The organism is Paraburkholderia metrosideri (assembly GCF_904848625.1).
GTDB classification, from domain to species: Bacteria; Pseudomonadota; Gammaproteobacteria; order Burkholderiales; family Burkholderiaceae; genus Paraburkholderia; species Paraburkholderia metrosideri.
The window spans coordinates 27,226-46,528 of record NZ_CAJHCP010000017.1; the positions used below are offsets into that span (position 1 = coordinate 27,226).

The following is a 19,303-nucleotide window of genomic DNA, read 5'->3' on the forward strand; positions in this document are numbered from 1 at the left end:
TTGTGCGCTCGCATAAGAGACTGTCGGCTTGAGAAACGCGCAGGGGAATGCAGTGACGACGACAACCCGCTCAATCGACGACGAATGGCGACGCTGGATTGCCGAAAATCTGCTGCTCGATGCATCGCCGTCCGCGTTACATGGGGCACTGGTCAGCGAGGGGTTCGACCCAGGGGACGCCGAGCGAGAAATCGAAACTGTGCTCGCGAGTCCTTATTTTCATGGTGCGGCGCACTTGCGCAATCGTTTGCGCAAGCGCGAATGGATTTTGTCGGTGTATGGCGAGTTAAACCGGATGCGCGCTCGGGCGGTTTGATTGAACGGCGTGAGCGTCTCGCGCGCGATGAGTTCTTTGAGCAGTACTACTTCCAGAACCGCCCGGTGATTATCACCGGCGCGTTCGATTTCTGGCCGGCACGCAAGCTATGGGGTTTCGGCTATTTGCGCGAGCGTTGTGGCGATTGCGAAGTCGAAGTGCAGTTCGGCCGCGAGTCCGATGAGAATTACGAAATCAATCAGCCCAGCCACAAGCGGATGATGCGATTTGCCGATTATGTCGATCTCGTTGCGCGCAGCGGTCCGACTAACGACTTCTACATGACGGCGAATAACACGTCGCACAACCGGGCGGCGCTGGCGGCATTGTGGGCTGACGTGCCGGTTATTGCGGAATATCTCGATGGGGAGTCGGCTGACAACGGCTTTTTCTGGATGGGGCCGGCTGGAACCCGAACGCCGTTTCACCATGATCTGACCAATAACTTCATGGCGCAGGTCGTGGGCCGCAAACGAATCAAACTCGTGCCTTTATCGGACACCGCGCAGATGGCTAACCACCTGCATTGCTATTCGCAGGTGGACGGCGCGGCGATCGACTACGAGCGTTTTCCGTCGATGCGACATGTGCAGTTGATCGAATGCACACTTTCACCCGGCGAATTACTGTTTTTGCCGATTGGCTGGTGGCATTACGTGGAAGGACTCGATGCGTCGGTGACGATGACGTACACCAATTTTCTGCACGCTAACGAGTTCGCGCGTCGCTACGATACGTATCACGAACTATGACGCACGCTTAATCACGCGATTCGGAAAGACGCACTAAAACCTGCGAGGCAAAAAAATGGCGAGCCGGTTGCCCGACTCGCCGCTCCCCTATGGCGCTTCTTACTGCTGCGCCTTTATTTGCCGTCGTTATACATCGAGTTATTTCTTCGTCGCCAGGTTGCTGAGGCCGCCGAGCAGGCCGCCTCCCGTGGTCGTGCCGCCCGTCGTCGTGAGCGTGCCGGTCAACGTGCCCGTGACGGTGGTCAACAGCCCGGTGATCGGCGCGAGCGGGTTGGTCGTGGTGCTGGCGCTGCCTGTTCCCGTCGCTGAGCCGAGTGCGCTGGTCAGCGAAGCAACCGCTGATGTCACCGGCGCCAGCGGATTGCTGCCACCGCTCGTCGCGCCGCTCAATGTGCTCGTGACAGTGTTCAGCACGCTGGTGAGGGGGGCGAGCGGACTGCTTCCGGACGTGCTGCCGCCAAGGCTGGTCAGACTGCCGGTCAACGTAGTGACGACGCCGGTGATCGGCGCGAGCGGGCCGCCGGACGTACTGCCGCCCGATAGGCCACCGCTCAGCGTGCCGGGCAACGCAGTGAGGATGCTGGTGATCGGCGCAAGCGGATTGCTCGATGTGCCGCTGCCGCCTGGATTCAGAAGACCCGTCAGGCCGCTGAGCGGACTGGCGCCGCTGGTGCCGCCCGCCGTCAGAAGACCACCGGCTGACGTGACCGTGTCGCCGAGTTTTGTCACGACGTTGCCGAGATTCTGGCCAATCGCGTTGCTGGTCGCATCGCTGATTTTGGTGCCGGCGCTGTCGAGCCCGTGGCCGATGGTCGACAGCAGGCCGTTCAGGGGTGCGCCGAGGCCGGTCGTGTCGCCGACGGTTTGGGTGGTCTGCGCGAGCGTGCTCGTGATTGGCGTGATCGCGGTGCTGACCGTCTGCGTGACTTGCTGGATCGGGCCGGTTGTCAGTTGCGAGGTCAGTTGCGTGCCCACGCCGCTGACTGTGCTGCCGAGCGTCGAGACGACGGTGCCGAGGGGCGTGGTCAGCGGACTGAGCGCCGCGGTGGGGCCGGTGCCCAGGCTTGTCACGAGCTGGCCGGCGCTGCTGACCGCCTTGCCCGTGTCGTTGACGAGGCTGCCGCTGCTGGCGAGCGTCGTGCCGAGCGGATCGCTGGCGTTGCCGAGCTGGCCGAGGCCGTTTGCCGCGCCGGTGCCGAGCGCAGTCACGCCGTTACCAAGGTTCGATACGACACTGCCCAGTGCGGCAGTGGTCGCCTGATTCGCGCCCGGGATCGCGGTGAGGCCGACCTGGTTGCCAATCGCCGACACGGTCTGGCCGGTTGCGGTGACGACATTGCCGGTGTTTTGAACGACCACGCCGATGGGGTTGGCGCTGGTGGGTGTTGGTGTTGGTGTTGGTGTTGGTGTTGGTGTTGGAGTCGGTGTCGGGGTAGGCGTCGGTGTTGGTGTTGGCGTTGGCGTAGGCGTAGGCGTAGGCGTAGGCGTAGGCGTAGGCGTAGGCGTGCCACCACCCGTCCCCGCTCCGCCACCACCCGCGCCACTGCCCACACTTGGCTTCGTCAACGTGCTTCCGCATCCTGTCAGGATGACCATCGACGACACGCACAGGGCGATCGCCGACATTTTGAATTTTCGATGCATGGTCTGCTTCCCCGTAATCTGAAGATTGTTGGGGGAGCTAAATGCAAGGCCTATGCCATTTGTGTTTTCTTCGGAGTTGCACGAAACAACCCATATAAATCAACGGATTGTGGAGAATGTCGGGCGGCATCGGTGAGTGCGGTTCCCGCCGTGTGTCGCGGAACACAGCGGCGTGCCGGCCGGGCGTAACGTAACGCAAGGTGATGCGTCCTCGTCATCAGAAGACGCACCGATCCCGCATCGGTGCGCGTCGCCGTCAGATCTTCAAGCGCCGCAGCACTTTCGGACCCACGATTGCGATCAGGGCGGAACAGACCGCGACGACCGACAACCCGATCGTCAGATTGGTCAACTGCGTGACCCCGCCGATAATCACCGGCCCCAACATCAGCCCGAAGTACGCGAGCCCCGCAACGTGCGCCAGGCCCTCGGCCGCGTGGATGCCCTTCACGCTTGCCGCCGCCGCGAACAGCACGGGCATCATGTTCGCGAGGCCAAGACCGAGCAGCGCGAAACCCACCAGCGCCGCAACCGGGTTGGGCAGCAGCAGTGCGTCGACCATGCCTGCGCAGGCGAGCGTCGCGCTCATCATCACCAGTTGGGGAGCGCCGAAACGGGCGCGCACCGCGTCGCCGGCAAAGCGTGCCGCCGCCATGCCGCCCGAAAACGCGGCGTAGGCCGCACTGGCCAGCGCGGGGCTAGCCAGCACGACGTCGCGCATATAGACCGTGGCCCAGTCGTACATCGCGCCTTCCGCGATTAGCGCGACGAGCGCCATCGTGCCGAGCGCCCACAATGCCGACGAGCGCCAGCGGCTGGCGCGCGGCGTGGCGGAATCAGGATGCTCGGCATGCGGCACGTGCGGCAGCACGGACGGACAGGCGAGGACCAGGACCAGCGCGCTCACCGTAGCGGCGAGCGTAAGGTGCACGGCGGGCGCCATCCCGCGTGCCAGTAACGCGCCACCGACAGCGGCGCCGAACATGCCGCCAAGACTGAACATGCCGTGCAGCGACGACATGATCGGCTTGCCCATGGCTTTTTCGACGGCACTCGCTTCAGCGTTCATCGCGACGTCGAGGGTGGCCATCCCCGCGCCGAACACGGCGAGCGTGACCAGCAGCATCCAGTACGCCGGTACGATCAGGATCAGCGCCGCGCACGCGGCCATCACGAGGCCGCCCGTCAGACAGGCGCGGCGTGTGCCGACCCGGGCGATCCACGAGGCGTTCGTCACCATCGCGCCGATCGAGCCGCCCGCGACAGCCAGCAGCGCGAAAGACAACATCGCTGCATTCAGATGGAAGCGGTCGCGCACCGTCGGCACGTGCACCCCCCACGACGCGTACATCATCCCCGCGATGAAAAACAGCGCCATGGTGGCTAACCTGGCGCGCTGCCGCGCGGTAGCGGACAGGTCGCGATGAGCGGCGGGCAGGGTGGCGATGTCGGAAGAGTGGTCGGGCACTGAGATCTCGTGAAAGGGAGCGTCAGAAAGCGGGTTGAAAGCGGATTTCCGATTTTATCGAAGCATGCTGTCTTATGCTGGGAAGGGCAGGCCTGATATCGACGACTATTCGTGATTGTTCGGCTCGAACGTGACAGAGAGCGGTCAGTACGCGTCGTCCGTTTTCCGTGATTTGCGGTTCATCTATCGAGGTACGTGCACTTGAACATTCCCTCTCACGCGCCGCTGCACCTACTGCACACGGCGTCTGTCGGCACGCTTGCCACGCATGCGCGCCAGCCCGAAGGTTTTCCTTATCCGACCGTGCTGCCGTTCGCACCGGATGCGCGCCATCGCCCGACCATTCTGGTGAGCCGGCTCGCCGAGCATACTCACAACCTGCACGCCGACCCACGCGCTGGCTTTCTGGCCGTCGACGCCCCCAATGGCGACGTGCTCAGCGCTCAGCGTGTCACCTTACTGGGCACATTCGAACCGGTCGACTCCACCCCGGACGTCGTCCAGCGTTATTTGCGCTACCACCCGGATGCCGAGCGCTATCTCGTTCTCGGCGACTTCACGTTCTGGACGATGCGGCTCGAACGGCTACGGTATATCGGCGACTTCGGTGCAATGGGCTGGCTCGGCGGCGACGAACTCGACCCGCTGCCGCCGCTGGCTCACGCTGAAGAAAATGCGCTGATCGAACAATTCGGCCGCGAGGCGGGTGGCCCAGGCGGTTTTGAGCTGATCGGTATAGATCGATATGGGATCGATCTGAAACAGCACGGCACGCGTATCCGATTTCCGTTCGACGACGCGCATCTCAATAATGAAACCTTGCATACAGCGCTAGAAGTTTGCATGCAGCGCTACGTGAAGTAGATCTATTGCGAAGTCGGGAAAACACTCATGCGTCAATAAAGACGTGCGCTGTAGCTCGCAATATGATCCACCCGTTCATGTAAAAGCTGTCATCGCATGAGATGTTTCTGCAGAATGCATACGTTAGATTTCATTTTTTGATAATTAATCTCATAAATACCGATGCCGACTGAGAATTTTCAGCGGAATCTGAAATCAGCTATTTGAAAGGGAATCGCGGGACTCTGGATGAGATGGAAAGTTTTTGAAACAAAGCGCGATTAATTTTTCACGGACGCTTTTGCGGATTTTCTATTTTGTGTTAATCTCGCCCTCAAATTCCGAGGCATGAACACCTTCAAAGGGCAAGCTGGCGTAAGACTGGCAGTCATTTATCCAAACAATCAAAGGGTACCTATGTCTTCCTACAAGGAACTACTCGCTCAACGCGAAAAGCTCGAAAAGCAGATCGAAGAAGCGAAGTCGCGTGAATACGCAGAAGTGTTGAATGAGATCAAGCAGAAAATGGCCGATTACGGCATTACGCTGGCTGAACTCGGTGGTGGCCGCGCAGCGAAAGGCGCTGTTAAAGCCGGCCGTCCGCGCGCAGGCGTCGCACCGAAATATCGCGACCCGGACAGCGGCAGCACGTGGTCTGGCCGTGGCAAACCGCCGCGCTGGATCGCAGGTCTGGATCGTGACGCGTTTCTGATCGAGAAGTAAAGTCTGGAGTAATACCTCGGGTGTAATACAGAGGGTGTCAAATGGCTGCGCTTAACGCGCGCTGATAGGACTGAAAAAACCGCGAACCGTACTGGGCGCGGTTTTTTTATTGTCCCGACGAATCGCATTGTTTGTCGCAAGTCCTTCACGTAAGTGGAATACAAATGCTTTTCGTTTAGATAAGCGAATGATTTAAAAGGGTTTTTTTGCGACTGCCAGCAGTTGCTGGGGAAGCCGCCGGGTAGAATGGAGGGGATTGAACTTCCATGCAGCTTTACAAATGCCTTCCGCCGCCACCCACTCTGCCGAGAAACACCGCGTTGCGCGCAAAAGTACTTTTGCGAGTATTGCGCTCAATACGGCTTTGATGATGTTGCAAATCATCATTGGAACGTTTGCGCACTCACAGGCATTGATTGCGGATGGCGTCCATTCTCTGGCCGACCTGATTTCCGATTTTGTCGTGCTGATTGCCAATCGGCATAGCGGCGCGAAGCCCGACGCGGATCACAATTACGGACATAGCCGTTATGAAACGGTCGCTTCGTTATTTTTAGGCGCGTTGCTGATTGCGGTTGGTGTCGGTATGTTGTGGCGCGCCGGAGCGCGGCTAGCCAATTTGCAAAGCATTCCGGCGGTTCATCTCAGTGCGCTTGTCGTCGCGGTGCTGGTTCTGGTTTCCAAAGAGAGTCTGTTTCGCTACATGCTGCGGGAAGCGCAACGTGTGCGTTCAGCCATGCTGATTGCCAATGCCTGGCATGCGCGGTCTGACGCGGCTTCGTCGCTGGTGGTTGCGATCGGGATTGCCGGCAGTATTGCAGGCGTGCATCTGCTTGATCCGATTGCCGCGGCGATTGTGGGATTTATGGTTGCGCGCATGGGCTGGATGTTTGGCTGGGATGCACTGCAGGATCTTTCCGACCGCGCACTCGATGAAACCGCCACGGCCGACGTGCGCGCGTTACTGATTGCGACGCCCGGCGTGCGCGGCGTGCATGAAATGCGAACTCGGAAGATGGGAGATTTTGCGCTTGTCGATGCGCATATTCTGGTTGATCCGCTGATCTCGGTGTCGGAAGGACATTACATCGCCGAGTCGGCGCGTTTGCGTGTGCTGGGCGATAACCGCGTGCTCGACGCGCTGATTCATGTTGATCCGGAGAACGATGCGGAGGCGCGGCCGCCCGTCGATCTGCCACCTCGGGAGAGGGTGGTCGCGGAGGTCAACGCTGCGTTAGCCGCAATCGGTGTGCAGGCCGCGGCAGTCAACATTCACTACCTCAGCAGCGGTCTGGATGTGGAGGTGGTGTTGCCAGCGTCCTTCCGGGCTTTGGACGGCGGCGCACACACGCCTGGGCTGATTGATCTGGGTGCGCTTAAGCGCCGCCTGAATGCCCGCAAGCTGGATGTGTTGCAGGAGTTGAGACTGGATGAGTCTCGGTCGGAAAGCGATCCGCCGAAAGAGGCATGGATCGACGGAGCCATCGCCCCTTTCAGGCGCGAAGAGCCGCACGGCGCCGGCTGATTTCTGTGCCGATTGCGGACTGGTCTTTTGCAGGCGCCAATAGTTCGTTCTGATACTGCGCGCCTGGCAGAGCCGCGCAGGCGCCCACACGCTTACGCGGCCGCGTGCTGCTGCATCCCTCTGTCAAAGCGGCAACTGCGTATCAAATTTAATTTCGCGTAACACGACGCTTGTACGCACCTGCGCGACAGCGGGAATCTTGAAAATGCGTTCGTGCAGAAAACTGTCGTACGCCTTGATATCCGGCGCGACGATTTTAAGAATGTAATCCGACTCGCCAGTCGTGCTGTAGCACTCGGTCACTTCCGGGCAAGTGGCAATTTCGCGCTCGAATTGTTCGACACCGCCTTCGGTATGCCGTGTCAGGTGAATATGCGCGAGCGCGCACACGTGCAGTCCCAGCTTCTCGCGATCGAGCAACGCGGTGTAGCGCTGAATCACTCCCGACTGTTCCATGTCTTTAATGCGCCGCCAGCATGGCGTACTCGACAGGCCAACCTGGTCGGAAATTTCTTGCACCGATCGGCGTGCGTCAAGCTGCAAAAGGCGCAGGATTTTTTGTGAGAACGTATCGAGTGTCAACTGCGCCTCCGTTTGCGTCGCCGTATCAACGCATGGTAGAGGGCGCGAAAACGAAACGCAATGCAAACCGGCTCCCGCGAGGGAGTTTGCCTAATTTGCCGGTTCCTCGGCGGCGTTTTGTCCTAAGCCGTCCCCATCTTTTGCCGCCGCCAGCAAGGTCGCCTGATTCGCTCGCAATTCTTTCAGCATGTTGCAGAAAAGCGCCCCCTGTTCGATCGCGTCGTCCAGCGCGACGTGAGTATGCGGATGGTCGTCGAACCATTGTTTCGGGAAGCGCGGCTTGATGTTCTTGCGATACGGCAAACCAGTCATCGCGAAGGCGAGCGTTTTGATATCGAGCGCGGACCACGAAAACGGACAGCGTCCGACGAAGCGCATCATGTACCAGAACATATAGGTGAAGTCGAAACCCGCCGGCATCGCGACGAACACCGGTTTGCCAGGCAGTGCTTCTACCCAGTCGACATACGCCGTCAACGCGGATTCAGGCGTGCGCAGATCTTTGCGGCAGGCTTCCCAGGCGTCAGGCTGGGTCTTCCACCACGCTTCCTGCACGGGATGCGGCTTTGCCCCGTCGAGCAGTTCGAGATTGGCGGAGAAGGTGGCGATCAGTTGCTTGTCTTCCGTGTACGCAGCAGACGCGAAACTGAGCATGGAATGCGGGCCGGGAATCGGGCCGTCAGCTTCCACATCGGTACTGACATAGATTTCGCTGCTCATGTTTGCACCCCGTCGGCGACGTAGGGATTCGTGCGACGCTCCGCACCGAATGTCGAAGTGGGACCGTGGCCCGGCACGAACGTGACATCGTCGCCGAGCGGCCAGAGTTTTTCGCGGATCGAGCGCACCAGGTCCGCATGATTGCCGCGCGGAAAATCCGTGCGGCCGATCGAGCCGGCGAACAGCACATCACCCACCAGTGCCAGCCGATGCTCACGGCTGAAAAACACCACGTGTCCGGGTGTGTGTCCTGGGCAGTGGTAAACCTCGAGCGTTTCAGCGCCGAATTGCACGGTGTCGCCGTTTTGCAGCCAACGGTCCGGCTCGAACGCGTCGGCGGCCGGAAAACCGAAGCGAGTGCTTTGATCCGGTAACTTGTCGAGCCAGAAGCGCTCGTCTTCGTGCGGTCCTTCGATCGGCACGCCGTAATGCGCGGCCAGCGTCTTCGCGCCCGCGCAATGATCGATGTGACCGTGCGTCAGAAAAACTTTTTCGACCGTCACGTTCTGGCGCGCGATCTCGCCCTGGATGACGTCGAGGTCGCCGCCCGGATCGACGACTGCCGCGCGTCCGGTTGCTCCGCAAACGAGCAGCGAACTGTTCTGCTGGAACGGCGTGACGGGGATCAAGGTGACTTTCATGGGATGACGGCGCCGCTGGAAAAACGTTGATTGTACCGGCGTCTCGCGCGTGTTCGCCGGTCGTCTCGACGGCTTGAAATCGGCACGTCGGACGGTCGATCTTTGCGTTAAATGTGAAGATTGGCCAAGGTTTACAGTCGGTTACCGTCTTCAAATTTTGTTTTAGGTATAATGGCGGTCATGTACAGGTAACTGTACTGCCACACGGCGATGCGTCCCCATCACAAATGGGAGCGCGGATCGCCACTCAAGTATGGGCTGTCGGCTTTGTCGACGGCCATCAAGTATCGAGCTTTTCGATGCACACGTCTTGCCCAACCAGGCGCCGCGCGCCTGCAACGGACTTAACTGCCGTGACGTTGGGTGGGGCCTACGCCGCCGTTCCTGTGCGCTGAGTTCCGCGCACAAGAACGTGTTTGCCACGTTCGATGGCGGCATGTGGGGTCTGGTCAGGCTGCCGGGGACAGGTTGCGCCAGACGTGAAAACTAACCGTGCGGTAGCGGCTGAATGAGCCGCATCCGGGCTTTAACGTACTGCGCTTGTCAGCGCGGCGCGTTGTCGTCCATTGCCGCCGGAGTCGCAGGCAACACGCATAACTTTTCGCGTGATGCGGCTCGACAATTTGATTGCACGTCTTATGAAAACTCGGTTAACCCGCAGTCTGGGGACTGTTTTTGCCTTTTTTGTGCTGGCCGGCTGCGCTACGCCGCCGGGCGCCACCGACACGTCCGCAAACGACGTGCCACGCACCACAAAAAATGCGCAGGCAGGTTCCTTCGGACCGCAATCCTTCGGTAGCGCGCCAGCTTCGACTACGGCTGATAACGCTGCTCAAGGCACCTCGCTGGCAGATGCCCAGCCCCTGACTGATGACAGTGTGAATGTTTCGGACTTTCATCAGACAGGTCGCGCCTCCTGGTATGGCCGTGGCTTCCACGGCCGTCGTACCGCGAATGGCGAACGTTACGACATGCATGCGCTGACAGCGGCGCATCGCACGCTGCCGCTCGGCTCCTATGTTCGTGTGACGAATCCGGCTACGTCGCGCTCGGTCGTCGTGCGGATTAACGACCGTGGGCCGTATGCGCGCGGCCGCGTGATCGATCTGTCGATGGCGGCTGCCGCTGCGCTCGATATGCGTCATGCCGGTACGGCGCGCGTGCGGATCGAAGGTCTGACGCAGCAGGAAGCCCGCGCAGAGATGAACGAAACGTTGGCGTCGAACACCGACAAGTAATGTTGTAACAGCTGCCAGGGCGCCTGATGCGCGCTTGTGGCAGTGCAGATCGCGACCGCCTGCTCCAGGTCGCTACGTCTGCAGAAAGACGAAGGGCCGCGTAATGACGCGGCTTTTTTTTCGTCTGGTTTCTTTCAGTCTTCTTCTTTTTTCAGCGACAACGCGCGGGTGTACAGCGCGTTGCGCGATGCCCCCGTGATGGCTGCGGCGACCTTCGCCGCGCTGCTCACCGTCAGTTCTTCCAGCAGGATGTTCAAGAGTGCGTCGTGATCGTGTTCGCCAGCGGCTTGCGGCGTCGCGCCTTCCACGACCAGCACGAATTCGCCGCGTTGCCGGTTCGGATCCGTCGCGAGCCACGCTGGCGCTTCGGCCAGGGTGCCCTGATGCAGCGCTTCATGTAACTTCGTCAGTTCCCGTGCAATCAGCAGACGACGCTCGCCGCCGAACGCGTCCGCCAGTGCCTGCACCGTTTCGACGATCCGGTGCGGCGCTTCGTAGAACACCATCGCGTGAGGATGTTGTGCGAGCGACTGCAACGTGGTGGCACGGGCCTTGGGCTTCGGCGGCAGGAAGCCGAGGAATGAGAACGTTGCGACCCAGTCGCCGGCTGCGCTCAGGGCTGTGGCCAGCGCGCTCGCTCCGGGCAGCGGGATGACCGGGAAACCTGCTTCACGTACGGCGTCGACGAGTTTCGCGCCAGGGTCCGAGATGCCGGGCGTGCCCGCGTCGGACACATAGGCTACGCGCTCGCCTGCTTGCAGATGCTCGATCAGGCGCAGCGCGGCGGCGCGTTCGTTGTGTTGATGCACGGCCACGAGCGGTTTCGAAATGCCGTAGCGCGCCAGCAGTTGACCGGTGTTGCGGGTGTCTTCGGCGGCGATACGGTCCACCAGTCCGAGCACATGCAAAGCGCGCAGCGTGACGTCGGCGATGTTGCCGATCGGCGTGGCCACCACATAGAGCGCAGCGGTGGGGTATTGCTGCCCTTGCGCGAGTTCGGAGAGAGGAGTCATGAGGCAAAAGACGCAAACTGACGTAAGGAGGCCGACATTGTGCCATGCGGGGGAAGGGCGTTATGAACGGCGCGGGCGGCAGGCGGAGGGCGAGCCTACGGAAAGCGCTGGTCCCGGCGAAACGACGGCGCCGCGGACGAGTGCGCAGAAGGTGATCGTCGCAAAGAAAGCAGCGCGGCAGGAAACCACCGCGCTGATGACGGCTACCCCCAACTCAATTGAACAGGAGAGGACTGCAATCAGGCCCATGGGCAAAGCCGCCACGCCGGACAACTTTTCTCCGCCCGCCGGGTCCAAACTCGTCGGCTCAGCTTTCGAGTCGCGAGCGCAGGAATTCTTGCAGCGCCAGCGTTTGCGTTTCGTCGCACGCAATGTGTCGTGCCGGGGCGGCGAGATCGATCTCGTGATGCGCGACCGTGACGGCTCGCTGGTCTTCGTCGAAGTTCGTGCACGTAGACAGCGTCAGTATGGCGGCGCGGCGGCGAGCATCGGCTGGCTCAAGAAACAGCGCATCGTGCGCGCGGCGCAGCATTACCTCGCCTCGCGCAATCAGGTTTCGCGAGACCAACCCGCGTGTCGCTTCGATGTGATTGCATTCGAAGCCGGCCGGCTAGTCTGGTTGCGCGATGCGTTCCGAGCCGACGAAGTCTGAGGCCGGGTGCGGGTCTCGTCCGTGAGTGCGATAAACTTGCGCTCGCGTGCGGGCCTTGGGGCAACGCCGGCGATCAGGACGCAACGCAGAAGCAGGCGCAAAAACCTGCGCGGAGAGCAATGTATTTCACGCTGCATTCGCACTCTTGCGCTGCGGAACGTGACGTCGCCGGCCAGCTTTATCGGCGTGCACTACTTCGCAATACGACTTCACAACAGGGCCGCGCAGTGCGGTCCATTCGCGGTAGAAGATAGAGACTCGATGTCAGTCGAACGCATTCAACAACACTTCCGCGACAGCGCGGCAGTCAAACTCGAAGCCCTGGAATCCCTGTCGATGCCGATCGCCGCAGCGGTCGACACGATGTTTGGCGCGCTTGCCAACGGCAATCGTATTCTCGCGTGCGGCAACGGCGGCTCGGCCGCCGACGCGCAACATTTTGCCGCCGAGCTGATCGGCCGTTTCGAACGTGAGCGGCCAGGCTTGCCGGCGATTGCACTGAGCACCGACACGTCGGTGCTCACCGCCATTGCCAACGATTATTCGTTCGAGCAGATTTACTCGAAGCAGGTGTGGGCACTCGGTCAGCCCGGTGACGTGTTGCTGGCTATCAGCACGTCCGGCAATTCCGCGAATGTGCTCGCCGCGATCGAGGCCGCGCATGAGCGTGAAATGATCGTGGTCGCGCTGACGGGTAAAGGTGGCGGACGCATGCAGGACGTGTTGAGCGATACCGACATTCACATATGTGTGCCGTCGGATCGCACGGCGCGCATTCAGGAAGTGCACTTGCTGACCATTCACTGTCTATGCGACGGCATCGATGCCATGTTGCTGGGCGAAGACTGAGACTGATTCCGAAGGAGAGCTAGTTGATGAGCGTATTCCGCGTCAAGAAGACACTGGTGAGAACCGTGCTGGTGATTGGGTTCGCGGCGGGGCTGTCCGCAACGTTGCAGGGATGCTTTCTCGCCGTGGCTGGCGCGGCGGGCGGCGGCGCGCTGGTGGCGACCGACCGGCGCACCATCGGCGCGCAGACCGAAGATCGCGAGTTGCAGGTCAAGGCGCTGTCGCAGATCAGCCAGAATCTGCCGGATTCCGCGCACGTGAATGTGGCGGTGTTCAATCGCCGCGTGTTGCTGACCGGCGAGGTGGCGGGGGATGCGTCGAAGCAACGCGCCGAGAGTATTGTGCGCGGTTTGAATAACGTGAATACGATCGTGAACGAACTGGCGATCATGCCGGCTAGTTCGTTCTCGTCGCGCACTAACGACACGTACCTCGAAACGCGTGTGAAAACCGCGTTGATCGCCGAGAAGAACATTTCGGCGAACAACTTCAAGGTGGTGGCCGAGCGCGGTTCGGTGTACCTGATGGGCCTCGTCACGATGGATGAAGGCAATCGCGGCGCCGATGTCGCGAGCCGTGTGCCGGGCGTCGTGCAGGTCGTGAAGGTGTTCCAGTACATTCAGCCGCAGGAAGCTGCGGCGGCCGCGACTGCGGCGAACACGGCGCCGGTGGCTGCTTCGCAACCGGATGCGAGCGAGCCGACAGTGGGCGCGATTCCGGATTCGTCGGTGAGCGCGCGGCCTTTGGACCAGCAGGCGCCTGCGCCGGTTAGCAATTCGAGCTCGGTGCATCCGGGCAATCCGAAGGCAACGACGCCATGAAGCGCGTTGGTTTCATCGTGAGCTCGGCGGCGGTGGTGTTGGGCGCGTGGGCGAGCGCTGCGGGGACATCGGCTTTTGCCGCCGATGCGCCGCGTGGTCAGAGCATCGCCAATGCCAATGCATGCATGGGATGCCACGCGGTGGATCGTAAGCTGGTCGGCCCATCGTTTCAGCAGATCGCAGCGAAGTACAAGGGCGATGCACAGGCGCCGGCCAAATTGACGCGCAAGGTGAAGGACGGCGGGTCTGGCGTGTGGGGCATGATTCCGATGCCCGCGCATCCATCCATGAGTGATGCCGATATCCGTACGGTGGTGGATTGGGTGCTTGCCGGGGCGCCTGCGAAGTAGGGTTTTGCCCGGGTTTGGGGGCGGGCAAAATGGAAAATCGCTGTGCTAGAATTGGTCGGACGTTGGGGGGGTAGCTCAGCTGGGAGAGCGTCGCGTTCGCAATGCGAAGGTCGGGAGTTCGATCCTCCTCCTCTCCACCAAATACACTTCCGAAGCAGTCCGGGAAAGTCCGAAAACCCCGCAGCCGTAAAGGCTTGCGGGGTTTTTTGTTTCCGGGGCTGTCCGAAGGTGTCCATTGACATCTGCCCCCAATCGGGGAAAACTCTTGGGGCAACTCTGCATCCACTCAAGACAGTATTCCCTAATGTCGCTAACTGAAGCAGCGATCAAAAGCACGACGCCCGTCGAGAAGCCGAGAAAGCTTTTCGATAGTGGTGGGCTCTATCTGTTCGTCGTCCCAGTGGTAGCAAGTACTGGCGGCTCAAGTATCGGTTCGGCGGTAAGGAGAAAAGTCTCTCGCTCGGCGTCTACCCCAAGGTGACGCTTGCGGCAGCAAGGAAGCAGCGGGACGAGGCTCGGGCTCTACTCGTCGCTGGTGTTAATCCAGGCGAGGTAAGGAAGCAGACGCGCGCAACGCTGCGGGACGAAGTCGCTCGCCTTGATGCTGAAATGCGCTTCTCTCTGGATAGCGACGGGGCGCTGTCGATTCGAATCGGTACCCGCCGGGTGAATCTTAGTCCATCGGAAACCGCCGAGCTTCGCGCTTTTCTGGATGCAACGCGGGGTGTACCCGTCAAGGAGTGAAAATGGCATTGACCGATGTGGGCGTTCGCAACGCCAAACCTACGGGCAAGCTTTATCGTCTGTTTGATGAGCGCGGCATGTATCTGGAGGTTTCGGCCACGGGCGGTAAGTGGTGGCGCTTCAAATACAGATTCGGGGGCAAAGAGAAGCGGTTGTCTCTCGGCGTGTATCCGGACGTGGGTTTGAAGGATGCGCGGGCTCGCCGGGATGAGGCCCGTAAGCTGCTTGCCAAGAATATCGATCCGGGTATTGAGCGCAAGGTGCAGAAGGCGGCAACGGTCGAACGTGCCGCAAACAGTTTCGAAGCGGTGGCCCGCGAGTGGTTCGCGCGACAGGCGCCGGGCTGGGCTACAAGCCACGCCGACAAAATCATGGGGCGTCTAGAGAACGATGTATTCCCGTGGCTCGGGGGGCGGGCGATTGCGGAGATCAAAGCACCCGAAGTGTTGGCGGTTTTGCGCAGGGTCGAAGCACGCGGTGCGCTCGATACTGCTCATCGCGTTCATCAGAATTGTGGCCAAGTCTTTCGTTATGCGGTTGCGACCGGACGGGCGGAGCGCGATATTAGTTCTGATTTGCGCGGTGCGCTTCCGCCTGCGCGGCACACCCATTTCGCATCCGTGACGGAACCCGCCGAGGTTGCGAGTCTTCTAAGGGCGCTCGACGGTTTTCAAGGCACATTTGTCGTTCAGTGCGCGCTGCGTCTAGCGCCGTTGCTGTTCGTTCGTCCGGGTGAGCTGCGCACAGCAGAATGGACGCAATTCGACCTGGATAAAGCGCAATGGCGTTATACCGTCTCCAAGACCAAGACCGAGCACCTTGTTCCACTTTCAACGCAGGCAGTAGCAACTCTGCGCGAGCTCCACGCGCTGACAGGACAGCGCCAGTACGTATTCCCTGGGCGTGACGTCAAGAAACCAATGAGTGGTGCGGCCATTAATGCAGCGTTGCGTCGAATGGGGTTCGATACGAAGACGGAAATTACCGGGCATGGGTTTCGCGCAATGGCGCGTACGATCTTGCACGAGCAATTGCGTTTCCCAAGCGAGGTAATCGAGCACCAGCTTGCACACAGAGTTGCGGATGCGCTTGGGACAGCTTACAACCGGACTAGATTCATCGACGATCGGGTTGTAATGATGCAACGATGGGCGGATTATCTGGACAGGCTGAAAGCGGGGGCGGAAGTTATCGAGATGAACAGCGCTACGGGATGAGATTGCGTTGGCCCACTGACTCGGTGCAATTCCGACTCGTATGTGGGCATTGTTGCAGTTACGTCATCTACTGTTGCGCATAGTTGTCGTCAGGGCAGCGTTAACATCCTTATCGACGGTCAGCAGATCCGACAGTTTTGCGTAAGAATCCTCGATTGGATTACCTAAAGTCTCGAGAGCGATAGTCGCAACCGCCGAGACACTCTTCACGGCTTCCACTTTGGATGACCAACCGTCTTGCGGTGCCAATGTGCCCAGCAACTGGATGTAAAGCTGCCGCATTTTCTCCTCTAGATTTCGTGCCTTTTGCCGTCCTCCTTGGGATGCACGAGATTTCTTCATATTCACGTGGGACATCACTTCATAGTAGCCATTTGAGCGTCCCATGTACTCCTTCGCCACCGATATAAAGAACCAGGCCTCTTCGTGATTTCCCTGTCTCCTGGCTTCTTCGGCACGTGCTAGATGCGTGCATGCGTCTACCTGATACGAGCGAAACGTCGAGTCTTGGCAGTTTTCTGTGACCGGATAGGTCGCGAGAAGTGCGGACTGTAATTCGTCCCGACGGACAGACGAGGCGTCATCTCTGGGAACCTCTGATTGATCCAGTGCAATGACGCGCTCCATGTACGCATCGAATGTCTCCTTTGCTCGCTCGAACGGCCAGCTTAAGGCATGACGAACGTGATTGATCTCGCCTTCGAGATCGAAAACCATTATCTCCTTGTGTCGATAGCATCTTGACGATTTCATCATCGCAATTTTCCTATGGCTTGCCTTCGTGTGTTGTAGATGAGATTCGCGTGGTCTCGCAGCTTTCAGCTATCCGCATATAGGTCTCAGCAACTCTTATCTATACATTTTTTATCGGAAATGAATTTTGCCTGATCGGCAGGAATTTGGAATTCCTGCGGAGGGCTTCGATTGGTATCGAGTACGCACGGTCGGCGGCTATTCCGCCAGCCAGCTCAACGCGGGACTGGCGCGAGGAGTAGACAAGTCCAGTAGCATTTGCTGGAGGCTGCTTGCAATATTTTTTTACTCGAAGTAGGGCCTGCGCAAGTTCGATGCGGATCTTTAGCCTCTGTTCTGGTTTCAATCAACGGAGATACGGAACAAATGAACAAGCCTGCTCAACTGACTTCCATCACCCCCCTCCTGGAGGCGGTCCGCTGTATCAATCGTTCGAAGTCGACTTATTACGACATGCAGAACCCGAAGTCGGCGCGCTACGACCCCGATCTGCCGGTGCCGTTCAAAATCGGCCGTAGCACCTTCGTTGTTACGGAAGAGCTTGAGCAATACATCCAGAAGAAGATTGCCACGCGTCGCGCACCGGAGACGAAAAAGGACCAATTCAAAGTCAAAAACGGTATGCATGCACCCGACTCTTTGGATACGGCTGAGAACAAGTTGAAGGCACGCAAGATCGGCTTCAACTCGAGCGAAGGCAACGCCTCAAGCGTATCGCACGCGGACTTCCGCGCAAGCAATTAACGGAGGCGAGTTCTCATGTTCCCTACAATTTTCGGCAACCAGGGCAATGGTCCCGTTCTCTCGCCGGCGAGCGACATTCCGATGCTTTCCATTGTCTGGTTGTGGAAGTTTTGGCTGGCGCGCGGCAAGCTTCATATCCTTGCTGGTCCGCCGTCTACAGGCAAGACCACACTCGCCATGGCTCTCGCCGCCACAATAACAAATGGCGGTACAGAGCGGGGCGTCTGGCCGGACGGAACTCTTGCTCGGTTCGGGCGTATTGTGATCTGGACTTGTGAAGACGCCCACGAAGACACTGTCATACCGCGTCTTGAGGCGGCCGGCGCGAATCGCAATCATGTATTCATGTTGAGCGAGACGAGCGAAAACGGCCGTCGTCGCCCGTTTGACTTCGGGCGCGATCTGCCGCGTCTCGAAGCGAAAGTGAAAGAGCTCGGCGACGTCGCGCTCATCATCATCGATTCGATCGCCCAGGTGGTGTCGGGCAATTCGAACAGCAACACCCAAGTGCGCAAAGATCTCGATCCGTTGGTCGTCTTTGCTGAGCGCACCGGTTGCGCGATTCTCGGGCTGACCCATGTAAACAAGGGATCGAAGAAAAAGGACCCACTTGATCGCGTGAATGGAAGCACTGCGTTTGGTGCCGTTGCCCGACTCGTCTGGATCGTTGCCCGTGACGAAAGCGACCGTTCAGGCGACGGCGTGTCGCGCAGCGTACTAGTGCGTGCCAAATCGAACTTGGGTCCGACCGACGGTGGTCTCTCGTATCAGATCACTCCGATTGACCTTCCGGCGCAGGGCGGTGTTGCGAACACATCGAAGATCGAGTGGGGCGAGCCGCTGCCGGGCGCGCCGAAAGATATTCTGGATGACGCGGAAGGCGGCAGCGCGCCTGTTGGTGATGACAGGAAGCAAGATGGGATGGACTTTCTCTCGGAACTGCTTTCGGTTGGTCCGATGCCGAGCGAAGAGATCAGGGTCCGCACAGAAAATGCTGGCCTCTCGTGGGCGACGGTTCGCCGTGCGGCCGACGCAATAGGTGTCAATAAATATCGCCCGCTCGGCATGAAGAATTGGTGGTGGGCGTTGGACTGCGGCCAGCAGGCATGGCCGCAGTCGACCGCGCAAGCCGGTGCGATGGGTTTTTCGGGGGGCTTTGGTTCCGGTGCTGCTTTCGGTTTCGGCGCAGCGTATGCGGCAGGCTCTGAGCCAAAGTCAATCTGGAGCACTGCTTCGCCAACGCAGTGGCGGTCACCGCATCAGCCTCAGGCGACACCGCTAGGTGACACCGCATGGATCTCAAAAAACGGTGAGCAAGTTGAGCAAGTTGAGCAAGTTGAGCAAGTTGAGCAGCATGAGCAGGTTGCTAGCACCGCGGACCGGATGGATGCCGGGATGTGGAAACACATGGTGGATTGTTGCCTGACGCGATATCAGAGTCGCGCACGCCGCGTTGACGACGATGAATATCAGGTCCGCGAGTCGATCGTCGACTACGTTCTTGAGACGAACGTGGAGCTGGTCGACGCCGAGTGGATAGCGAGCGCGAAGAGCCTGCTCCTGCAAGGAGAGTTCTGGCGCAAACAGTGAACGGCGATACCCGCAGGGCTAACCTGCGGGCGCTATGCCTGTCTTTCATTTTCCCGCAATCGTGTTGCTCGCGCTGCCGCTAATCGGCCTGTGCGCGGCCCGGTGCGCCCTGAAAACG

The 19,303-nt window shown here is 59.8% G+C and carries 18 protein-coding genes, 1 tRNA gene and 2 pseudogenes; 14 read left to right on the forward strand and 7 right to left on the reverse strand.

Annotated features, from left to right (window positions below; all coding sequences use genetic code 11):
• Positions 1 to 52: 52 nt before the first annotated feature.
• Positions 53 to 1,068, forward strand: a pseudogene (locus tag LMG28727_RS29760) (cupin-like domain-containing protein).
• Positions 1,069 to 1,206: 138 nt separating this feature from the next.
• Here the strand turns inward: LMG28727_RS29760 and LMG28727_RS29765 are convergent.
• Positions 1,207 to 2,712, reverse strand: a complete 1,506-nt coding sequence (locus LMG28727_RS29765) for a collagen-like triple helix repeat-containing protein (protein ID WP_201645918.1) — start codon at positions 2,710 to 2,712, stop codon at positions 1,207 to 1,209.
• Between the two features lie 256 nt (positions 2,713 to 2,968).
• Positions 2,969 to 4,180: an MFS transporter gene (locus tag LMG28727_RS29770; RefSeq protein WP_201645919.1), complete on the reverse strand. Its 1,212-nt coding sequence runs from the start codon at positions 4,178 to 4,180 to the stop codon at positions 2,969 to 2,971.
• 201 nt (positions 4,181 to 4,381) lie between these two features.
• Here LMG28727_RS29770 and LMG28727_RS29775 point away from each other — a divergent pair, with 201 nt between their 5' ends.
• From LMG28727_RS29775 to LMG28727_RS29785, 3 genes are all read left to right on the forward strand, one after another.
• Positions 4,382 to 5,044: a HugZ family pyridoxamine 5'-phosphate oxidase gene (locus LMG28727_RS29775; RefSeq protein WP_201645920.1), complete on the forward strand. Its 663-nt coding sequence runs from the start codon at positions 4,382 to 4,384 to the stop codon at positions 5,042 to 5,044.
• Positions 5,045 to 5,440: 396 nt separating this feature from the next.
• A complete protein-coding gene (locus LMG28727_RS29780; protein ID WP_201645921.1) occupies positions 5,441 to 5,746 on the forward strand; it encodes an H-NS histone family protein in 306 nt (101 codons plus the stop codon).
• Positions 5,747 to 6,026: 280 nt separating this feature from the next.
• The gene (locus LMG28727_RS29785) at positions 6,027 to 7,271 is read left to right on the forward strand and encodes a cation diffusion facilitator family transporter (protein WP_201645922.1); all 1,245 of its coding nucleotides are present in this window, start codon (positions 6,027 to 6,029) and stop codon (positions 7,269 to 7,271) included.
• A 123-nt stretch (positions 7,272 to 7,394) separates the two neighbouring features.
• On the opposite strand, the gene LMG28727_RS29790 is transcribed toward LMG28727_RS29785, so the two are convergent.
• The 3 genes from LMG28727_RS29790 to LMG28727_RS29800 all read right to left on the reverse strand — a co-directional run bounded on the left by LMG28727_RS29790 (position 7,395) and on the right by LMG28727_RS29800 (position 9,214).
• A complete protein-coding gene (locus LMG28727_RS29790; protein WP_012431468.1) occupies positions 7,395 to 7,853 on the reverse strand; it encodes an Lrp/AsnC family transcriptional regulator in 459 nt (152 codons plus the stop codon).
• 90 nt (positions 7,854 to 7,943) lie between these two features.
• Positions 7,944 to 8,573, reverse strand: a complete 630-nt coding sequence (locus LMG28727_RS29795) for a 3'-5' exonuclease family protein (RefSeq protein ID WP_201645923.1) — start codon at positions 8,571 to 8,573, stop codon at positions 7,944 to 7,946.
• Positions 8,570 to 9,214, reverse strand: coding sequence for an MBL fold metallo-hydrolase (locus LMG28727_RS29800; protein WP_201645924.1), 645 nt, complete (start codon positions 9,212 to 9,214; stop codon positions 8,570 to 8,572). Before LMG28727_RS29800 ends, LMG28727_RS29795 begins: the two co-directional genes overlap by 4 nt.
• A gap of 638 nt (positions 9,215 to 9,852) precedes the next feature.
• On the opposite strand from LMG28727_RS29800, the gene LMG28727_RS29805 reads away from it, so the two are divergent.
• The gene (locus LMG28727_RS29805) at positions 9,853 to 10,452 is read left to right on the forward strand and encodes a septal ring lytic transglycosylase RlpA family protein (protein WP_407945883.1); all 600 of its coding nucleotides are present in this window, start codon (positions 9,853 to 9,855) and stop codon (positions 10,450 to 10,452) included.
• A gap of 134 nt (positions 10,453 to 10,586) precedes the next feature.
• Here LMG28727_RS29805 and rsmI read toward each other — a convergent pair whose 3' ends face one another.
• Positions 10,587 to 11,465: a 16S rRNA (cytidine(1402)-2'-O)-methyltransferase gene (rsmI, locus tag LMG28727_RS29810; protein ID WP_201645926.1), complete on the reverse strand. Its 879-nt coding sequence runs from the start codon at positions 11,463 to 11,465 to the stop codon at positions 10,587 to 10,589.
• Between the two features lie 247 nt (positions 11,466 to 11,712).
• Here rsmI and LMG28727_RS29815 point away from each other — a divergent pair, with 247 nt between their 5' ends.
• The 7 genes and pseudogenes from LMG28727_RS29815 (at position 11,713) to LMG28727_RS29845 (ending at position 16,098) form a co-directional block, all read left to right on the forward strand.
• On the forward strand, positions 11,713 to 12,117 hold the full coding sequence (locus LMG28727_RS29815; protein ID WP_236592469.1) for a YraN family protein: 405 nt from the start codon (positions 11,713 to 11,715) through the stop codon (positions 12,115 to 12,117).
• A gap of 261 nt (positions 12,118 to 12,378) precedes the next feature.
• Positions 12,379 to 12,966, forward strand: coding sequence for a phosphoheptose isomerase (locus LMG28727_RS29820; protein ID WP_201645927.1), 588 nt, complete (start codon positions 12,379 to 12,381; stop codon positions 12,964 to 12,966).
• Between the two features lie 26 nt (positions 12,967 to 12,992).
• Entirely contained in the window at positions 12,993 to 13,787 is a 795-nt protein-coding gene (locus LMG28727_RS29825) for a BON domain-containing protein (protein ID WP_201645928.1), read from the forward strand.
• A complete protein-coding gene (locus LMG28727_RS29830; protein WP_201645929.1) occupies positions 13,784 to 14,137 on the forward strand; it encodes a c-type cytochrome in 354 nt (117 codons plus the stop codon). The genes LMG28727_RS29825 and LMG28727_RS29830 overlap by 4 nt, the downstream gene beginning before the upstream one ends.
• Before the next feature lie 64 nt (positions 14,138 to 14,201).
• Positions 14,202 to 14,277, forward strand: a tRNA-Ala gene (locus LMG28727_RS29835).
• A 301-nt stretch (positions 14,278 to 14,578) separates the two neighbouring features.
• Positions 14,579 to 14,881: pseudogene (locus LMG28727_RS34855) on the forward strand (integrase arm-type DNA-binding domain-containing protein); the annotation flags it as partial.
• Between the two features lie 2 nt (positions 14,882 to 14,883).
• Positions 14,884 to 16,098, forward strand: coding sequence for a tyrosine-type recombinase/integrase (locus tag LMG28727_RS29845; RefSeq protein ID WP_201645930.1), 1,215 nt, complete (start codon positions 14,884 to 14,886; stop codon positions 16,096 to 16,098).
• Between the two features lie 63 nt (positions 16,099 to 16,161).
• On the opposite strand, the gene LMG28727_RS29850 is transcribed toward LMG28727_RS29845, so the two are convergent.
• Positions 16,162 to 16,815: a hypothetical protein gene (locus LMG28727_RS29850; protein WP_201645931.1), complete on the reverse strand. Its 654-nt coding sequence runs from the start codon at positions 16,813 to 16,815 to the stop codon at positions 16,162 to 16,164.
• Between the two features lie 402 nt (positions 16,816 to 17,217).
• Between LMG28727_RS29850 and LMG28727_RS29855 the strand changes: the two genes are divergently transcribed.
• The gene (locus LMG28727_RS29855) at positions 17,218 to 17,595 is read left to right on the forward strand and encodes a hypothetical protein (RefSeq protein ID WP_201645932.1); all 378 of its coding nucleotides are present in this window, start codon (positions 17,218 to 17,220) and stop codon (positions 17,593 to 17,595) included.
• 15 nt (positions 17,596 to 17,610) lie between these two features.
• Positions 17,611 to 19,185: an AAA family ATPase gene (locus tag LMG28727_RS29860; RefSeq protein WP_201645933.1), complete on the forward strand. Its 1,575-nt coding sequence runs from the start codon at positions 17,611 to 17,613 to the stop codon at positions 19,183 to 19,185.
• Positions 19,186 to 19,303: the final 118 nt, after the last annotated feature.